Source organism: Sphaerochaeta halotolerans, assembly GCF_003429665.1.
Taxonomy (GTDB): domain Bacteria; phylum Spirochaetota; class Spirochaetia; order Sphaerochaetales; family Sphaerochaetaceae; genus Sphaerochaeta; species Sphaerochaeta halotolerans.
The window spans coordinates 192,537-211,443 of the sequence record NZ_QUWK01000004.1; the positions used below are offsets into that span (position 1 = coordinate 192,537).

The following is an 18,907-nucleotide window of genomic DNA, read 5'->3' on the forward strand; positions in this document are numbered from 1 at the left end:
GGGGCTGAATATGGAATCAACAGCATTGCAACAGAGCATTCGTTCGCTGAGAAAGCGTGCCAAACGCCTTGCATCCAGTAGTGAAACGGAACGCAACCAACTCCTTCATTTGATTGGGGAGGGACTGCGTCGTGACTGGGAAACCATCAAGGTTGCGAACGAAAGAGATATAGCTCAGGCAAAGGAATCAGGGCAGAAAGAAGCCTTGATAAAACGGTTGGTGTTCAATGAAGAGAAGCTGCATGCCTCCCTGCTTGGGTTGGAGCAGGTAGCTTCCCTGCCGGATCCTATTGGTACCATCAAGCAACGGAGAGAGCTGGATGAAGGGCTTTTGCTTGAACAGATTGCCGTACCCATTGGGGTTATCGGTATGATTTTTGAAGCGCGGCCTGATGCTTTGATCCAGATTGTTTCCCTCTGTCTCAAGAGTGGCAATGGCATTATTCTCAAGGGTGGAAAGGAAGCATTCCAGACCAATAGCGCCCTGGTAGCATCAATCCAGAAAAGCTGTAAGGATTCTTCGCTTGGCTCTGCTTGGCTGTTGTTGCTTGAAAGCCATAGTGATGTCGATACCATGCTGAGGATGGAAGGGGATATTGATCTCTTGATCCCACGAGGATCCAATGCCTTCGTTCGCTATGTCATGGACCATACCTCCATCCCTGTGCTGGGACATGCAGATGGAATTTGCCATCTCTACCTCGATGCCAAGGCTGATATCTCCAAAGCAATAGAAATTGCGTTTGACTCCAAGACACAATACCCTGCAGCCTGCAATGCAATAGAGACGCTTCTGGTACATAAGCAAATTGCTCCTGACGTCCTTCCCCTGCTTGCGGAGCGCTTCTCTGAGGCAGGAGTCATCATCCATGGGGATGAGCAAGTCTGTAAGATCATCGACTGTATCCCCTATCAGGAGGGGGATTGGAAAAAGGAATATCTTGCCCTCGAGATAAACATACATGTTGTGGAATCTCTCTCTGAGGCGATTAACCATATTGAGACCTACGGTTCCCATCATAGCGATGCCATCGTGAGTGAGGATTCAGACTCGGTAAGAAAATTCTTTACTGAGGTGGATTCTGCAGATGTCTTTGCCAATTGTTCAACCAGGTTTGCCGATGGATTCCGCTTCGGCCTTGGGTCAGAGGTGGGTATCAGTACTGCAAAGATTCACGCACGTGGGCCCGTTGGTCTGGAAGGGCTGATGACAACCAAATATCTCGTTATGGGAACTGGACAGGTCGTCTCCTCCTATACCAAGGATGGAGGGCGGAGTTTTTTGCATCATGACTTGCCTCTAGACAAACCTTCATTGCTTGGTAATGAGGTTCTATGATGAGGGATCTTTCATCGGTACGCAGGGTAGTGGTAAAAGTTGGAACCAATTTGCTCAGTAGTGAGCGGGGCATCGATGAGCATTACATCGATGTGATAGTCGATCAGCTTGCTCACCTGCAATCACATGGGTACCAAGTGCTCCTGGTCTCCAGTGGAGCCATCGGCATGGGTGCCAAGGAGCTTTCACTCAAGGGTCCAGTAAAACAGGTCCCAATGCGTCAGGCTTGTGCGTCCATAGGACAGCCATTGCTTATGTCCAGTTATCGTCGTTCTTTCAAACGTCATGGCTTGGTCTGTTCTCAGATATTGTTGACTCGCAATGATCTGAATAACCGTCTTACGTATGTGAACCTAAGAAACAGTATATTTACATTGTTGGACCTTGGCGTTATTCCCATCTTTAACGAGAACGATGTAGTAAGTACCTCTGAGATCGGAACGGCCTTCGTTGACAACGACCGTATGAGTGCCATGGTGGCAAGCAAGATTGATGCGGATCTCCTAGTCATCCTCACCGACATTACTGGGCTGTTTACTGCTGATCCCAAGAAAGATAAGGAAGCGGTATTGCTCAGTGACATCACCTCACTTGATGCGACCATCCTGTCCTATGCTGGAGGTGCAGGGTCCACGCATGCTACCGGAGGTATGAAAACAAAACTGCTTGCTGCAAAGATAGCAAGAATGGCAGGTTGCACCACCATTATTGCCAGTGGGTATGAAAAAGAGGTGCTTCCTCGTTTGCTTAGCGGGGAAGTAGTGGGAACGTGCATACACAGTGTGAAACGTTTGAGTCAGCGGCAACGTTGGATTCTCTATAACTCCCATCTCGGTTCCATTGTGGTCGATGAAGGGGCAAAAAAGGCCCTGATAGCAAAGAAGAGTCTGCTTCCCAAGGGCATCGTGTCGGTGAATGGGGTGTTTGACGCCGGTGATGTAGTGCAGATTTGTACGATTGATGACAAACCGTTTGCTAAAGCGGTTCCTTACTACAACAGTACTGAAATAACTGCAGTAGCAGGCCATAGCAGCAAGGATATCCAAAAGATTATCAAAGAAGGACATAAGGGTGTTATCTTTCGCCCTGAGGACTTGGTGTTGTTGAGCGATGATGACTAACTATCGGATATATCGAAGAAAACAAGAGATTGGTAAGCGGATTAATCAATTGCACAACATTGAGCAACTTGCCATAGGGATTCTCGATACCGGTACTCCTGAACAATTGCGGGAGGCATTGGATTGGTATGTGAGGGAGATGAATTACAGCCTGCATGTGGTAACCCAAGAGGGTAGGTTCGATATGCTTGCAATGCAGCAGGAGTTTAAAGATGTCACCTTTTTGGTATTTGCCACCCATGCATTTACGGGTGAAAAGATAAATGCTGTAGCCAATGAATGCCAGGCAAATCTATTTCTCATCGTTCGCAGTGACCTGTTGCTTGTGAAATTTGATGGTACCTTCCTCTTCTCTGCAATGAGCGAGGGGGAACATCCAGCAGCGTTTGGTGCGGTAATTGCCAATGCCAACCGAGAAATCATACCGTGTCTAAGAATACCCCGTCTCACAGGACGCGAGCTGGATCCTGATTCAGATTTTCCCTCTCCTGACCCCTCAGTTATCCGCTCGACGCTCTATCCGGTTTTTTGTCTGGGACTCTATGACCGGGCACTGTTTCAGCGTTTACGAGGATTTGATGAGGAAATTCACAGTGAATACTGGCAAGCCCTGGATTGGGGTGTGCGCTGTCACCTCTATGGATATGACCTAGCCCTCAACAGCAATTTGCTGATGCAGGTTCCTGACCGGGAGAGTGTAATTGAAGACCGCAGTGAGGTGCAGGGGTTCACACGTTGCTATACCAAAGCGCTAAGCGTGCAGCAAATCAGGGGGAAGAACGTAGCCAAACGATACAAGGGATATTTCGACAAGGAAGTGTATAACGACGAGGTAAAGAAACGGATGATATGGTTGCAGAAGCGTGATTTTAACACCTTGTGCAGCCAGTGGCCCAAGGAGAATGCGTGAAAAGGCTGATAATTGCCATCCTTGTTATGGTGGTCTGTGGACTGAATGTGTTTGGCGCAGAAGATCCGTTCTCCTATCCCTTGGGAACGGTGATTATCGACGCTGGTCATGGGGGGCATGACCCAGGAGCTACCAACGCATGGAGTTTTGCAGGTGGTACTATCTATGAAAAAGAATTTACCTTGGATATTGCCAAACGCCTGCACGCTTTGCTTGCGGTCTCCCATCCCCATTTGCAACTTGTCATGACTCGATCTGATGACGTATTCCTGTCTCTTGAGGAGCGTTGCAGTATCGCTTACCAGACTCCACTCCAACCACACACAAGTGCTCTGTTTGTTTCCATTCATGTAAACAGTGCTATGACAGATGAAGCTTCAGGATTTGAAATACTGACCAAAACACAAGATAAGCGGGTGACTTTGCTTGATGCATTCACTCCGATTGAGAATATTCCGCTCTATGCTGCTCACTCTCAACTCTCCTTGAACCGATTGCTCAATCAGCGGAATCTCGTGGTGGCTACCATTTTCGAGGAAGCCATGGATGGCTCATTGGTGACCAGCAGAAATCGTGGGGTGAAGGAACGTGATCTATGGGTGCTCAATGGATCCAGAATGCCTGCTGTATTGGTGGAGGTTGGATTTCTTTCCAATGAAGGGGATGCCAGAAACTTGGTTTCACCGCAGTGGAGACAACGGATGGCTCAGATTTTGGCTCAAGCAATCGAGCAATGCATGTAGGAGGTAATCATGGGTGTCGAAACATTACGGAAGTCTCTCTACAAAGCAAAAGAGACTCCTTCCTTGTGTACGGTTCCCTCAGTTCCTTATTTTATAATCGATGGAGAGGGGAATTCGAACGAAGAGGAGTACAGCCTTGCCACAGAGTTGCTTTTTTCCTTGCATGACCTCCTCTGTGAACGTACCGGAGCAATGGAGCCGCCTCTCTTGGAGTGCGTCTGGACGGCAAGGGAAGTTGAGAATCGGGAGCCATGGAGTTGGTCGGCAATGATTGCTGAACCGGAGGACATAACAGACTCCTTGTTCACGGAAGTCAGGGACGAGTTAGCTTTTAAGGAGGGCATCCCTACCTTGGATATCTATCGTTCCAGCATTGAGGATGGACTTTGTGTCACGCTCCTGCACACCGGTCCTTTCAGCTTCGAGGGAAAGAGCTTCCAAATGATGGAAACATATTGCAAAGAACATCATCTGGTCCGTCTCGGCAGGTCACATCGGGAGATTTATCTGGACCATCCAAAGCGGAAGAGCAAGGATGATTTGAAGACCATCCTCCGCCTTCCCGTACAGCAACTATAGTCCTTCCTTTGTCTTTTTTCTCTGTGCAGCCAGGAGCTCCATCTTCAACTTCTTAAGCTTGGAGGAGAGGCTGACCTTGTAGATGTGAGGATTGATTTGTCTCAAGTAGCTCTTGTGGAACGTATTAAGTTCCATTTGTACATAGTTCTGGATTTCCTGAAGGTTTGGCTTCTTCCCAATTCTCTTGCCACCTTCCATCTGCTTGTTGATCAAAGGCTTCAGATGGGTGTAGCGGCTGCTTTGCATCTCGAAGAAATCAGCCTCTGCAAATGGATGATAGAAAACAAACGTTCTTCCCGGGGTTATTTTCTCCTTCTCCAGGGTAATCAAGTCAGCAATCGACCCTGCATCATCGTCACTGAACCGGTAGACCTGTTTGATGCCGGGGTTGGTGGTTTTCTCGAAGCTGTTGGAAATTTTCATAGTTGGAATAAAATGTCCATCATCTCCTTCCTTTGCGGCTAGCTTATACACCCCGTTCAAGGAGGATTGCGATCCACCGGTAACCAAATGTGTCCCAATGCCCCAACTGTCAATGGGAACTCCGTCAAGGACCAGGGTTTGTACGATTGCTTCAGTCAGGTCGTTCGAGACCACGATGGTTGCATCTTCAAGCCCGGCTGCATCCAAGCGTTTCCTGATGACACGAGGAAGGTAGGAGAGGTCTCCGCTGTCGATTCTCACTCCAATTTTCTTTCCTTTCTGTTTCTGTTCGAGTCCGACAATGATTGCATTGTCAATTCCAGAACCGAGTGTATCATAGGTGTCGATCAAGAGAACCGTGTTGTCAGGGTAGAGATTGGCATAGGCACGAAAGGACTCCAATTCACTCTGGAAACTCATGATCCAAGAGTGGGCCATGGTACCTGCAACAGGAATATTGTACTCCTTGCCCGCAAGGGTATTACTGGTGACTTGGCAGCCTCCTATGAAAGCAGCCCTGCTGGCAGAGAGTGCTCCATCACTTCCCTGTGCTCTTCTGAGCCCGAACTCCATGAGGAGGCCCTGTTTGCTTGCAAGTAACATCCTGGAGGCTTTTGTTGCAATAAGGCTCTGGAAATTGATGGTGTTGAGCAACAATCCCTCGATCAACTGGGCTTCGATCAAGCTGGTATGGATGCGAAGCAACGGCTCCCCTGGGAAAACCACCGTACCTTCTTCCATGGCATACAAATCACCACTGAAGTGATAATCAGCCAAATAGGAGAGAAATTCAGGGGTAAACTTTCCCAAGCTCTTCAAATATGCAATATCTTCTTCGCTGAAGCATAGTGATTCAAGCTTGTCGATCAGTTCATGAAGACCAGCGAAAATCACATACCCTCCCTCGAATGGGTTTGTACGGTAAAACATATCGAAGACTACATTCGGGTTGTGCTTGTTCAAGAAGTAGCCCTGCATCATGGTCAATTCATAGAAGTCGGTTGTGAGTGCGCTGATTTGCATTCTTCCATCCTTACGAGCGTGCCTCTATCTTGGAGAAACCCGTATAGGGAACCAAGATGGGGGGGATTGTTATGGATCCATCTTCATTCTGGAAATTTTCCAAGACGGCAACCATTGCCCTACTCAGAGCGATGGCTGTCCCATTAAGCATATGAGGGAACTGGATCTTTCCTTCGTCGTCCTTATAGCGGATCGCCAAGGAACGTGCCTGGTAATCGGTGCAGTTGCTGGTGGAGGTAACCTCGCCATACTCACCGTCTTCTCCACGACCTGGCATCCATGCTTCAATATCGAATTTTCGATAGGCCGGGGCACCGAGATCACCGGTACAGGTATCTACTACCCGGTAGGCTACGCCAAGACCACTGAAAATCTCTTCCTCGATAGAGAGGATCTCATCATGAAATGCTTCAGATTCCTCACTCGTGCAGTAGATGAACATCTCGAGTTTCGAGAACTGGTGAACCCGGTAAAGCCCCTTGGAATACTGTCCAGCACCTCCAGCTTCTCTGCGGAAACAATGGGAGAGACCTGCCATCTTTATCGGGAGCTGGTCTTTTGAGAGAATTTGGTTTGCATAGTAGCCTCCAAGGGTTATCTCGGCAGTTCCAACCAGGCAGGTATCGGTATTCTCAATCGTATAAATGTTGCTCTCTTCCCCCCTGGGGTTGAACCCAATGCCCTGGAGAATCTCCTCCTTGGCGATATCAGGTGTGATGAAGGGTGTGAATCCTTTCTTTATTACGATATCCATTGCATATCGTTCCAAGGCCATCTGTAGAATGACAGCCTCTCGCTTGAGGTAATAGAACTTGGGGCCGCTGACCCTGGTAGCAGTATCGAAATCAATCAAGTCGAGTCGTTCAGCAAGCTGGACATGGTCCAAGGGTTTGAAGGAAAACTGGGGTGGAGTACCGACAAACTTGATTGCGGTGTTGTCCTTGTCTTCCTTTCCCACCGGGGCGGCGGGGTGGGCATAGTTGGGAATTGTCCTCGCGAGTTTCTGGAACTCCTCCTCAATATGGGAGAGGCTACTCTCAATCTCTGCAATTGATTCTTTCAAGGACTTGCCTTCGGCAATCAGGGTGCTACGCGACTCTGAATCGAGTTTGCCCTTCATTTTTTTGGCATTCTCGTTTCTTTTGGAGCGAAGTTCCTCAACCTGCCTCAACAGTGCTGAGCGCTTTTCCTGCAAGTCAATGATGGCATCAATATCCACCTGCATGTTTCTCACCCTGATATTCTCTGCAATTTCATCTCGTCTGCTTTTGATTTCTTTCAAATCTATCATACTGATCCCTTCTTTCCTTTCAGAAATACTTATTTCCCCTGTTTGGCTGCTTGTTCTTCAAGTACTTTTGATTTCTCGCTTGATGCCTCCACAGCACGCATGACAAGCCCCTCAAACCCTCCTTGGGCGAGAGCTTTCATTCCTTCAATCGTAGTGCCCCCAGCAGAGCAGACACGAGTGGCAAGTTCCACTGGATTTGCCTTTGTTGCGTCAATCAGGGAGGTAGCGCTTTTAAGGGTGTCGTTTGCTATCTGCAGAGCTTGTGGATAGGCAATCCCTTGTGCAACCCCTCCCATAGCAAGAGCATGCAAGAAGGAGAACACATAGGCGATGGCCGATCCACTGATTCCGATGAAGGCTGAGAACTGTGATTCGGGCAGGAGAAAGGCCGATCCAAAGGAGGACGCAACCTGCAGGGAATCTTCACGTAGGGATGCGGAACAACCCTCCGCTGGAGCTACTGCGGTAACAGCACGGCCATACTGAGCAGCTATGTTCGGCATGAATCGAACAATCTCATGAGTTCCCAGTTTCTCGGTGAGAACAGAGAGGGGAATCCCAGCTGCGATGGAAATCCAACGCTTACTGTTGCTTCCCAATGCTTGTAATTCTGGGTAAAGAGTGGAGAGAATCTGCGGTTTTACTGCAATGAGCATGGTTGAGCATTCCTTGAAGAGTGCTTGAAGCGAGTCTACCACGGTAATGGTTGCCTTGTTTGTCGCAAGTTGTTCAGCTTTGCGTGAATCACTGTCATAGACAATGACTTTCATCTGCAGGCTTCCCGCGATAGCGCCACCCATATTTCCACATCCAATGATGCCGATTGTATCCATGCTCAGGCCTCCCATGTAAGTCTATGTAATATCCCTTTCCCTTGCAGAGATGGGAAGGATTGTTGTCGTAGGTATTCGTATGCGCCAATTGCCACGCTGTTCGAGAGATTCAAGCTTCGTGCTTCTTTCCTCATCGGGATTCTTACACACCGTTTTGCATTCTTGACGAGCAGCGATTCATCGATGCCAGCGCTCTCCTTGCCGAAGACAAGATAAGTTTCCTCGGGGTAGGTTACCTCACTATAGGTCTGAGGAGCTTTTGTGGTGAAGTAATACAACATATTGTGTTGGTGTGCTTCAAGGAAGGCTTCAATGCTTGGATGCTCTACCATCGTGAGCAGTGGCCAATAATCAAGGCCGGCACGTTTGAGGTACTTCTCTTCCAGGCTGAAACCAAGAGGATGCACAAGGTGCAAGGTTGCACCAACTGCTGCGCATGTTCGCGCGATATTTCCAGTGTTTTGTGGTATCTCTGGTTCAAACAAAACAATATGCAGTGCCATGCTCCTCTCCCTTACACGGCAAATCTATCATTTGCAGGGAATCAACACAAGGTGGGAGAACTTATGCGTGAACGATTAATCCAGCTTGTAAAGCGGAACGCTTTGCTTTAGACTTGCTGAAGATTGGAGGAGCATATGGTTCAGGAAGGTCTAAAATCACTGCTTTTGGGAATTGTGCAGGGGATTACCGAATGGCTTCCCATCAGTTCAACGGGTCATCTGTTGCTGTTGGATGAAGTGATGCATCTTAGCCTTGGAGCAGAAGCAAGAGAACTCTTTCTCATCATCATTCAGCTTGCATCAATTCTTGCCGTGGTTATTCTTTATTTTTCTACACTGAACCCTTTTTCCAAAGCAAAGGATGCCAAGGAGAAGACCGAGACCTACATCCTCTGGGTGAAGGTACTCATTGCAACCATCCCTGCTGGGGTGATAGGCATCTTGATTGATGATTTGATGAACACATATCTCTATCGTTGGGAAGTCGTTGCCATTGCTCTCTTTGTCTACGGGTTGTTGTATATTGTACTTGAGAAGGGAACATGGGGAAAAAGGGAACGCCGTGTAAGAGAACTTTCCGAAATTACCTATCGTGATGCCTTATACCTTGGGCTCTTCCAGATGCTTGCCCTGATTCCTGGAACCAGCAGAAGTGGCTCCACCATACTTGGAGGAATCATCATTGGTTTGGAACGATCTGTTGCAGCAAAATTCTCATTCTTTATGGCTATTCCTGTCATGGCGGGTGCTTCTTTGTTGAAATTGATTAAGCTGGGACTCAGCTATAGCCGGGAAGAATATCTCTTGATTGCTATAGGATCTGTCTCCTCCTTCCTGGTCTCACTGCTCTGTATCAAGGCGTTGGTGGCTTATGTCCGTCGTCACGACTTCTCTGCCTTCGGTTTTTACCGTATCGTTCTTGCGGTTCTGGTAACGGTCTACTTCCTCACTTGGGGAGTTGCCTGAGGTGGCTCTCCTGATTGTCATCTATCTCGCATTCATCAGTCTTGGTTTGCCTGATGGTGTACTGGGCAGTGTATGGCCGGTTATGCAACAATCACTTGGGCTCCCATTTTGGAGTGCAGGACTCATAGGGGCAACCTCTTCCATCGGTACTGTTGCGTCTGCTCTCTCCAGCTATCGCATGACCCAACGCTTTGGCACGGGAAGAGTGACCCTTGTCAGCGTGGCAATGACAGCAATTGCCCTGTTTGGCTTTTCCTTTGCCTCTACACTTCCTGTCCTGATGCTTTGGGCAGTTCCCCTCGGACTGGGTGCGGGTTCAGTTGACTCAGCCCTCAACAACTATGTTGCACTGCACTATGAGGCACGCCACATGAACTGGTTGCACTCTTTTTGGGGATTGGGTGCAAGTGCAGGTCCTGCGGTCATGGGACTTTCCCTCACCTTGCAATGGGGATATCGCAACGGCTACCGGGTGCTGGGCTTGATGCAAACACTCCAGGTTATCGTATTGATAGCCTCTCTTGCCCTCTGGACTGACCCAAAAGGGAAGCGAACTGCACAGGACTATCCCTCACAGCAGAAAGGAACGCTTCGCCATAAGGCACTTCCTTTTGCTTTGCTTTCATTTTTTCTCTATTGTGCCTTGGAGGTGTCCACAGGATTATGGGCGGTAAGTTACTTGGTACAGGTGAAGCAATTGCTCCCCTCTGATGCGGCATTCTATGGGTCGCTGTTCTTCCTAGGGATTACTGCAGGGAGAATGGCAAGTGGTTTCATCAGTTACCGCTTGGGTAATGTCCAGATGATTTTTCTGGGTTTGCTGCTCTGTCTTATCAGCATTATAGCACTGTTCCTTTCTTCCTTGACCTTTGCAGGGTTCTCTCTCCTCTTGCTTGGTTTGGGCTGTGCTCCAATCTTTCCGAGCTTAATCCATCAGACTCCACGGAATTTTGGGCCTGAATCGAGCCAACGCATCATCGGTCTTCAAATGGCCAGTGCCTATGTAGGAAGTACGGTGACCCCGCCACTGTTTGGATTGGTTGGTTCTTTTATAGGGTTGCAATGGATGCCTTTACTACAAGGGGGAATCCTGATGTTGTTAGTTGCGAGTAGTATTACATTGGTTCTGCTTACACGGAATAAGGAATTCTCAGTCTAGGAAGCACCCTGTTGTGGTTTGATGATGATTCTCCACTCCTGATTATCAACCGACTGCTCTTTTTGGCTATGGGATTTGCATCTACAGTATGTTACTATTATAAATATAGCTATGAGAAGGGTATCCAAGTTTTTGAGGAAAGTGATTCTCTGCTATCTAGTCTATGCCTTGGTAGGTGGCATACTCATGTTTGCTATTTCTCCTCAAGTTTCTGAAGACTTGCATGAATCTTCTCAGCCCTTGCATGGCAATGATGGCGCAGCATTGCTCAATGATCGGCTGAAAAGTTTTGATGCTCGCATACACTTACTGCAGGATGCGACAGACTATATCGATATTGCATACTATACTATCTATCCTGGGGAGGCTGCAGATATTTTCTTCGGTGAGGTGCTCTCTGCTGCTGATAGGGGCGTTCATGTGCGCATTCTCCTTGATGGAATATTTCATAATCTTCGATTTTCCTTGCGAAGTGTGTTTCATGCGCTGACACATCACCAGAACATAGAGCTACGGTATTGGGAGCCGTTCAACCCATTCAAGCCATGGACATGGCAACACCGTCTCCATGACAAGATGCTCTTGGTGGACGGGAGGTATGGGATACTAGGCGGAAGGAATATCGGAGATCAGTATTACTTTGATAATGAGCAGTACAAACCGGTGTTTGATATGGATGTGCTGATACGAGGTGATGCAGATGTATCTACCAGTGGGTTACATGCTGCGCGTTCCTATTTTGAAACGCTATGGCACGCACCATATGCGGAATTGCAAGAACCTTCTCGGATAACCGAACGCAAAGTAGTGGATGCAACCAATACCTATATGGAGGCAGCAAGCAAGTATGAAACGAGTTCTGACCTCCCTGCATGTGTGCCGGTAGCAATGATTCATATGGTACATAATCCACTTGATAGAGGATCAAAGGATCCTGCAGTGCTCTATGCGATGAGAGACTATAGCAATTCGGCAAAAGAGCGAATCGTGCTACAGAGCCCATACATCATCATCAATGGGGCGATGAGAAAGCATGCAGAATTTACCGGTGAAGCCGAAAGAATATTCCTTACCAATTCCGAAGCTGTCAGTCCCAACTACTTGGCGATAGCTGGGTACCTGAACAATCGGAAACGATTATTGCGTTCCTCCGATATCTTTGAGTATCAGGGGCCAGGGTCCTTGCATGGGAAAACGATACTCATAGATGGAACTACCGTGGGAATCGGGACATTCAATATGGATCCGAGAAGTTCTTTCCTTAGTACAGAGACCATGGTTTTCATGGAAAGTGAACGTCTGGCCTCACAGCTCGAGGAAATGCTGGAATGCTACATGGAGGCATCTCTTCCCCCTCCAGAGTCGCAAAAGGTTCCATTCATAAAGCGGTTGACTATCCTTTTGGTACGATTGATTGTTGCTCCTTTTCACTATATGTTGTGAATATAGAGAGGCATTATCTAATCAGTGTGAGTATGGATACGCGCTTACTTGAAGGGTTCTCATCAACGTATGAGATATAAAAGGGCCTTTAGCTTACCAAGCGTTTGGTTCTTTGCTCATTGAGTTTTTTCGATACTGTGATAAGATAAACATCTATAAAAGACAAGTAAAGAGCTAGGAATTGTATGATTCCTTTCTCATAGATTAGGAGGTCTATATGGAACGACAATCATACAGTATTGTCCTTTCCGGAGAAGCTGGGCAGGGGCTCCAAACAATCGAATCCCTGGTTATCTCCTTGTTGCAAAAAAGTGGATATCATGCGTTTATTGCGAAGGAGCTCATGAGCCGGGTCCGTGGAGGGAACAATACCTCAGAGATCAGAATCTCATCGAGCCGTGTACAGGCATTCGTTGATCGTATTGATGTACTCATCGTCCTGAGCAAGGATGGCCTTGATCGATTGCTTGACCGGATTGATGAGAAAACCCTCATCATTGGGGAAAAAGACTACATACAGGCACGTAAGACTGGTGCCCGCTTGTACCCAGTGAATGTCAAGGAGCAGATGCAGAAAGTTGGCAGTCAGATTTATGCCAACACGTTTTTTGTCGGGGTGTTGAGTACACTGTTTTCCTGTGAAGAGGAAATTGCACGGTCCCTGCTTTCCGATCGGTTCTCCAGCAAAGGAGAGAGCGTGGTTGAGAACAACCTCAAGGCGTTTGATTTTGGAAAGGAAGCAGCTAAAAAGAGTGACTATCATTTCTCGATACAACGCGATGTTTCTGTTACCAAGATGAAGGCCATCAAGGGATTTGAAACCATCGGTATCGGAGCCCTCAGTGGAGGATGCAACTTTGTTGCCTCATATCCAATGTCACCTTCGACCAGTGTCCTGGTCTATCTTGCATCGCATGAACGGTCCCACTCTGTCCTGGTCGAACAGGCCGAAGATGAAATCGCCGCCATCAACATGGCACTCGGTGCCTGGTATGCAGGAGCAAGAGCGATGGTTACCACCAGTGGAGGAGGGTTCGCCCTGATGACAGAAGGAATCAGTCTCTCGGGGATTACCGAGACCCCTGTGGTTGTGCATCTCGCACAGCGCCCTGGCCCGGGAACAGGATTGCCTACACGAACTGAGCAAGGCGATTTGAACCTTGCACTCTATGCCGGGCATGGAGATTTCCCCCGGGTCATTCTTGCCCCAGGTACCTGGGAGGATGGAGTGTTGCTTTCTCATCAGGCTTTCGAAATAGCGGATGCCTACCAGGTCCCGGTCTTTATCTTGACTGACCAGTATTATCTGGATGGAGAGGGAGTCATGGAGAAAATTGATTTCTCCAAGCTTGAAAGAACGAATCATGTAATCGAGAGTGACGCTTCCTACAAGCGGTACAAGATTACCGATTCAGGAATCTCTGAGCGTGCCATACCTGGCCAGGGGAAAGGTTATGTCTGTGTTGATAGTGATGAACATACCGAGGAAGGACGTATAACTGAAAGCGCTGCAGTACGACAAGCCATGATGGACAAACGGATGAGGAAGCTTTCGGCATACAAGGATATTGAACCCAGAGTTATAGGTGCGAAGCATTACACTACCTTGGTGGTAGGCTGGGGTTCAACCTACGGTGCAATTGAAGAGGCGATAGCCACCCTCGATGATGAGGGTGTTGCTTTTGCATTCTTTCCCCAGGTATATCCACTCCCTTCCGGTACAAGGGAGATACTGGAGAAAGCAGAGCACCTGATTCTTGTAGAGAACAATGCTTCAGCCCAATTCGGTCAGTTGATCAGGCGTGATTTGGGAATTATTTTTGATACGACCATCCTGAAGTACAACGGAAGTCCATTCAGCGTTGAACAGTTGGTCGAACGTATCGGGGAGGTACTGGCATGAAACAAACTCAATTTGACATAAACACTGAAATAGCATGGTGCCCTGGTTGTGGAAACTTCTTATTGCTCCAACTGCTCAAGGAGAGTCTTGATGAGTTGGATGTTGATCCTACAAACGTTGTCATCTCCAGTGGTATCGGCCAGGCGGCCAAGATGCCTCAGTATGTGAATACCTCCTTCTTTAATGGTCTCCACGGACGTGGACTTCCTGTGGCAACGGCAATTTCGCTGACCAATCCTGAGCTGTTGGTTATTGCCGAAGGTGGGGATGGTGACATGTACGGAGAAGGGGGAAACCACTTTATCCACACTATCAGAAGAAACCCAAATATTGTGCACTTGGTACACAACAATATGGTGTATGGTTTGACCAAAGGTCAGGCCAGCCCTACCAGCCAAAGGGGATTCAAGACTCCGCTGCAGAGTGAAGGAGTAATCTCAGAGCCGCTGAATCCGTTGGCGCTCGCCATCAGCTTGGGAGCTGGGTTTGTTGCCCGTACTTTTGTAGGAAACCGTGAGTTGACCAAAGAGGTCATCAAGCAAGCTGTCATCCATAAGGGATATGCCTTGGTTGATATCTTTGATCCCTGTGTCTCCTTCAACAAGGTGAACACCTTTGCCTGGTACAAGGAACACAGCTATGTCCTTGGTGATGATTGGAACGCCTCAGACAAGATCCAGTCACTTGTAAAGTCCATGGAGAGTGATCCGTTCCCCTTGGGCGTCCTGTATGAGAACCCAGAGAGACAACCCACCCTTACAGAAATGCATCCAGCCTATCAGAAAGAGGATACGCCGCTTTTCAAGCGCAGGCGGAGTGTTCAGGAACTTACTTCTCTGATGGAGTAGGTGTTTCCAGATTCTTGGCCTTGAATACCTGCTTGCCCTGTTTCTGCAGGGCAAGCACTACTTGTTCAATCTTCCGTTTCTTTTGATACGGATCCTCAAAGAGCTCCTCTTGCAAGGGCCGACTCCCTTCATACAGCTGATAGAGCCCAACCCCGATCAGTCTGATAGGGGTTCCATCATGCCATTTCTGCAACAGCAACTGTTTTGCCAGATGGTAAATCTGCTCTGCACTGTAGATGGTGCCCTGTGGGGTTGCCTGGAGTGTGTAGGTGGTAAAGTCAGGCAACCGTACCTTAATCCCAACCGTCCGTCCTATCTGTTTTTCTTCCAGTGCACGGAACATCACCTCATGACTCATTGAGAGCAGCGTTTGCTCGAGAATGGAGAGAGAAGTGACATCATGCTCAAAGGTTGTCTCGGTTGAGATGGAATGGCTTTTTGCTTCACCAGAGAAGATTCCTGGATCAATGCCTCTGCATGCAAGATAGAGAAATTGCCCCATGCTCTTCCCAAAAAGTGACTGCAGAGAATCCATTGTGTAGGAGCGTAGTTCCTTTGTCGTTTGTATGTGGTGTTTTGCGAGCAAGGATTGGGTAACTTTCCCCACCCCCCAGAGTTTTTGCAAGCCTACAGCATCGATGAAGGCAATCTCCTTGCCTTGGGATACCCTGCATAGCCCATCGGGCTTATCATAGTCACTTGCCATCTTGGCTATAAAGCGACTGGCTCCGATACCCACTGAAATGGTCAAACCTGTCTCTTTCTTGACCCGTTCCTTCAGTATTTTTCCCGCCTGGCGGGGAATGCCGAACAATCTTCTGGTCCCTGTCATGTCGAGAAAAGCTTCATCAATTGATATCTGTTGCAAATCGGAAGAGAACTGCCTGAGAATATCCATGACCTGTGAACTTACTTGGCTGTAGCGTGCCATGCGGGGTTTGACCACCACTGCATGAGGACACAGGCGAAGAGCTTGTACCATCGGCATAGCAGAGTGGATGCCATACTTCCTTGCCTCGTAGCTTGCCGTAGCAACCACACCTCTGGAACTGTTGCCGCCGATGAGTAGGCAGGTACCAGCATATGAGGGGTTGTCGAGGACCTCGATTGCTGCATAGAAAGCATCCATATCAACATGAAAAATGACAGGTTCCAACTCCATCATGGTTTTGGCGGCGTGAAACAACGCCCTCGCTCCTCTTTTCCTCGTTGTATTGCATGATGTATCAGGCTTGTTACCACACAGGGTAAATCGAATCCAATGGAAGCCATCAGTACAGGGTAGTGACTTTTCTCTGTCATTCCTGGACTGGTATTGATCTCGTTGAGGAAGATGGTGTCACCGTGGACAAAAAAATCCACTCTGGCATATCCGTCGGCTTTGATTGCAAGAAATGCCCTGCGAGCGTAGTCCTTGATCCGGTTTTCCATGGCGGGTGGCAACTCGGCTGGGACTCGGATATGAGCTGTGTCAATCTGCCCGTATTTGTGGGCATAGCTCAGAAATCCTTCTCTTTCTTTTGCAGGGTCTATGACTCGTCCAGGTCCGGCCACATGCAAGGTCCCGTCTTCTGTCCTGAGTATGGCACACTCTACCTCCATGATGGATTTCTTGTATGGCTGTACCAATACTCGTTCACTGTAGCGAGCTGCATCCTCGACTGCTTCCAAGAACTCATGATAGGTCGCATTGGGCAGGGCTACCACCCCCACTGAGGAGCCTGCATTCTCTGGTTTGATGAACAGGTCCTGCCCATGGGTGGCACACATTGTATGAAAAAGCTCCCGGGTGAGTGTTGCAAGCTGGTAGGAGTCAATCGTGGAGGAAGGAACAATAGGAATTCCGTGGGCGGAAAACAATTCAGAGGCGATTGCCTTATGCATACCGATGGCACTGCTAACCGTATCACAACCACAAAGAGGAATGTTGCAGAGCAGACAGGCTCCCTGTAGATTCCCATCCTCTCCTTGATACCCATGGGTGGTAGCGAAGGCTGCATCGATGGAAAGTTTCTCTTCCCCCTTGAAGATACCCATTCCGGGCCTGAGATTCAGTGGTTGGGAAGTATCAAACTGGTGATTCAATTCCTGTTGCAAAAACCATCTCCCCTTGATGGTGATAGCAATGAGAAGCACTGAATACCCAGCTTGCAGAAGCGCTTGGTGAATTGTAAATGCACTGTTGATGGACACCTCATGCTCAGCTGAGCGTCCCCCATAGAGTAGCGCTACTTGCATTGTCTTCTTTGTTCCTCTGCTCTGAGGGCATGCTTGACTTCAGTGATTTCATCCCAAGGGATTTTTTCTGATTCCCGCTCAATGGTCTTTTCATGCCCTTTCCCCAAGAACAGGATGGTATCCCCGGTTTGCGCGATGGAAACTGCTTTCTTGATTGCCTCTCTGCGGTCCTCAATCTCTAGCACGGTACAGGCGCTATTGTGCATCAAGAAACGAAGGTCACTGAAAATCACCTGATTTCCTTCATATCTTGGATCCTCTTCCGTGAGAATGATGGTCGAGCAGTACCTGTTGGCAATCTTTCCCATGGGGGAACGTTTGGTAGTATCGCGCTCACCTGCTGAACCAAAGACAGCAATTAAGTTCCCTCCCTCACTGGTACGATTTGCGAAGAAAAATATTCCTTCATATGCATCAACAGTGTGTGCGAAATCAATGATTGCCCGCACTCCCAAGGCGTTTTCAATCAGTTGCATCCGTCCCTTGACCGGTTCAATCTGTTCAATGAGTGGGAGCAGGTCTTCTGCAGGTTTATGGAGAAGATCTGCAGCACAGAACACGGCAAGCAGTGCGTTTGTTGCCAAGCTGGGAAGGAGTAATGGTGTGTGTATCCTTTTGCCCAGGATTTCCACTACCACCCCTTGGTATCCCATGAATTCGATACGCATCGGGACATCCAAGCCAAGGATGATTGCTTTTTGTGTAGGGGTGAGAGCTTCACTAAATGCGCTAATCCTGGGATTGTCCGTACTGGTTACCAGGATCCCGTTCTCTTTCAGTGCACGCACAAGATTTACCTTTGCATTTGTATATTCCTCCAGACTATGGTGGAATTCAAGATGCTCACTGGTTACCTTGGTAATAATGGCAGCACTGAATTCTATTCCCCCAAGTCGGTCGAATGTTTTGCTCAGTGCATGACTGGTGCACTCCAAGATGACATGCGTTGCGCCATTTTGGGTACATCGATAGAGAAATTCCTGCAGTTGGTCTGCCTCTGGAGTGCTCTGACGAAAGGGAGATTCCTGTTTTCCTGATCCATCGTCCATATTGACGGTAGTCAGCAATCCTGTCTTGATGCCTTGGCGCTGAAGAATCTGGTAAAGGTAATCACTTGTGGTACTTTTCCCATCTGTGCCGCTGACCCCAACAATGACGAGTTGCCTCTGCGGGTAATCATAGAAGGCAGAACACATCAACGCAAATGCTGTGTGAGGGTGTTTCACCGTATAGTAGTGAACAGAAGCAGGGAGCCTTGGTCGGAGCGTCGATTCCTCTGCTATGATGCAGATGGCACCATGCTCAATTGCGTCGTTGATGTAATGGCTTCCATCGGTCCTCAGACCCTTGAAGGCAAAGAAGACTGAGAAGGGCTTGCACCTCTGTGAGTGCTGGCAAATTTGTTCGATGGTCTGGGTATCGGGAACGCTCGTATCGTTGATGCCGATGGCGCTTAAAAGTGTTCGTAACGTTTTCATGTCTCTATGGTAACAGTAGTGAGGGTGTAATCACAATAGAAAGGTTCAGCAAGTATTGGTGTCCTTATTTGTGTTTTTTTGGTATGCTGGGAAAGAAGGAGAATATA

At 48.2% G+C, this 18,907-nt stretch carries 17 protein-coding genes; 10 read left to right on the top strand and 7 right to left on the bottom strand.

All coding sequences use genetic code 11. The annotated features are described in order from the left end of the window. Positions 1 to 10 precede the first annotated feature (10 nt). The 5 genes from DYP60_RS05240 to DYP60_RS05260 are packed head-to-tail and all read left to right on the top strand — an operon-like array spanning position 11 to position 4,692. Positions 11 to 1,339, top strand: a complete 1,329-nt coding sequence (locus DYP60_RS05240; protein WP_117329833.1) for a glutamate-5-semialdehyde dehydrogenase — start codon at positions 11 to 13, stop codon at positions 1,337 to 1,339. After that, positions 1,336 to 2,460: a glutamate 5-kinase gene (gene proB, locus DYP60_RS05245; RefSeq protein ID WP_206363107.1), complete on the top strand. Its 1,125-nt coding sequence runs from the start codon at positions 1,336 to 1,338 to the stop codon at positions 2,458 to 2,460. The genes DYP60_RS05240 and proB overlap by 4 nt, the downstream gene beginning before the upstream one ends. Then, on the top strand, positions 2,453 to 3,370 hold the full coding sequence (locus tag DYP60_RS05250) for a glycosyltransferase family 2 protein (RefSeq protein ID WP_240622826.1): 918 nt from the start codon (positions 2,453 to 2,455) through the stop codon (positions 3,368 to 3,370). Before proB ends, DYP60_RS05250 begins: the two co-directional genes overlap by 8 nt. Beyond that, on the top strand, positions 3,367 to 4,113 hold the full coding sequence (locus tag DYP60_RS05255; protein ID WP_117329835.1) for an N-acetylmuramoyl-L-alanine amidase family protein: 747 nt from the start codon (positions 3,367 to 3,369) through the stop codon (positions 4,111 to 4,113). The genes DYP60_RS05250 and DYP60_RS05255 overlap by 4 nt, the downstream gene beginning before the upstream one ends. Positions 4,114 to 4,122: 9 nt before the next feature. Then, entirely contained in the window at positions 4,123 to 4,692 is a 570-nt protein-coding gene (locus DYP60_RS05260) for a GyrI-like domain-containing protein (protein WP_117329836.1), read from the top strand. Here DYP60_RS05260 and DYP60_RS05265 read toward each other — a convergent pair. From DYP60_RS05265 to trmL, 4 genes are read right to left on the bottom strand one after another with little or no spacing between them, the layout of a single operon-like run. Then, the gene (locus DYP60_RS05265) at positions 4,687 to 6,138 is read right to left on the bottom strand and encodes a nicotinate phosphoribosyltransferase (protein ID WP_117329837.1); all 1,452 of its coding nucleotides are present in this window, start codon (positions 6,136 to 6,138) and stop codon (positions 4,687 to 4,689) included. The two genes, DYP60_RS05260 and DYP60_RS05265, sit on opposite strands and share 6 nt — an antisense overlap. 10 nt (positions 6,139 to 6,148) lie before the next feature. After that, positions 6,149 to 7,429 (bottom strand): serine--tRNA ligase, encoded by a 1,281-nt coding sequence (gene serS / locus DYP60_RS05270; RefSeq protein WP_117329838.1) that lies wholly within the window; start codon positions 7,427 to 7,429, stop codon positions 6,149 to 6,151. 29 nt (positions 7,430 to 7,458) lie between these two features. Continuing rightward, positions 7,459 to 8,262 carry a pyrroline-5-carboxylate reductase gene (gene proC, locus DYP60_RS05275; protein WP_117329839.1) on the bottom strand — a complete coding sequence of 268 codons (804 nt, stop codon included), beginning with the start codon at positions 8,260 to 8,262 and terminating at the stop codon, positions 7,459 to 7,461. 2 nt (positions 8,263 to 8,264) lie between these two features. After that, entirely contained in the window at positions 8,265 to 8,765 is a 501-nt protein-coding gene (trmL, locus tag DYP60_RS05280) for a tRNA (uridine(34)/cytosine(34)/5-carboxymethylaminomethyluridine(34)-2'-O)-methyltransferase TrmL (RefSeq protein ID WP_117329840.1), read from the bottom strand. A gap of 135 nt (positions 8,766 to 8,900) precedes the next feature. Here trmL and DYP60_RS05285 point away from each other — a divergent pair, with 135 nt between their 5' ends. The 5 genes from DYP60_RS05285 (at position 8,901) to DYP60_RS05305 (ending at position 15,084) form a co-directional block, all read left to right on the top strand. Next, entirely contained in the window at positions 8,901 to 9,731 is an 831-nt protein-coding gene (locus tag DYP60_RS05285) for an undecaprenyl-diphosphate phosphatase (protein WP_117329841.1), read from the top strand. Between the two features lies 1 nt (position 9,732). Then, positions 9,733 to 10,890, top strand: a complete 1,158-nt coding sequence (locus DYP60_RS05290) for an MFS transporter (protein WP_117329842.1) — start codon at positions 9,733 to 9,735, stop codon at positions 10,888 to 10,890. Positions 10,891 to 11,076: 186 nt separating this feature from the next. Beyond that, positions 11,077 to 12,333, top strand: coding sequence for a phospholipase D-like domain-containing protein (locus DYP60_RS05295; RefSeq protein WP_165849504.1), 1,257 nt, complete (start codon positions 11,077 to 11,079; stop codon positions 12,331 to 12,333). Positions 12,334 to 12,550: 217 nt separating this feature from the next. Further along, positions 12,551 to 14,236 (top strand): 2-oxoacid:acceptor oxidoreductase subunit alpha, encoded by a 1,686-nt coding sequence (locus DYP60_RS05300; RefSeq protein WP_117329844.1) that lies wholly within the window; start codon positions 12,551 to 12,553, stop codon positions 14,234 to 14,236. Further along, positions 14,233 to 15,084, top strand: coding sequence for a thiamine pyrophosphate-dependent enzyme (locus tag DYP60_RS05305; RefSeq protein ID WP_117329845.1), 852 nt, complete (start codon positions 14,233 to 14,235; stop codon positions 15,082 to 15,084). Before DYP60_RS05300 ends, DYP60_RS05305 begins: the two co-directional genes overlap by 4 nt. Here the strand turns inward: DYP60_RS05305 and dinB are convergent. The 3 genes from dinB to DYP60_RS05320 are packed head-to-tail and all read right to left on the bottom strand — an operon-like array spanning position 15,065 to position 18,800. After that, entirely contained in the window at positions 15,065 to 16,270 is a 1,206-nt protein-coding gene (gene dinB / locus DYP60_RS05310; RefSeq protein ID WP_240622827.1) for a DNA polymerase IV, read from the bottom strand. The two genes, DYP60_RS05305 and dinB, sit on opposite strands and share 20 nt — an antisense overlap. Next, positions 16,246 to 17,322 carry a D-alanine--D-alanine ligase gene (locus tag DYP60_RS05315; protein WP_117329846.1) on the bottom strand — a complete coding sequence of 359 codons (1,077 nt, stop codon included), beginning with the start codon at positions 17,320 to 17,322 and terminating at the stop codon, positions 16,246 to 16,248. Before DYP60_RS05315 ends, dinB begins: the two co-directional genes overlap by 25 nt. After that, positions 17,313 to 18,800 carry a Mur ligase family protein gene (locus DYP60_RS05320; protein WP_117329847.1) on the bottom strand — a complete coding sequence of 496 codons (1,488 nt, stop codon included), beginning with the start codon at positions 18,798 to 18,800 and terminating at the stop codon, positions 17,313 to 17,315. Before DYP60_RS05320 ends, DYP60_RS05315 begins: the two co-directional genes overlap by 10 nt. Between the last annotated feature and the right edge of the window lie 107 nt (positions 18,801 to 18,907).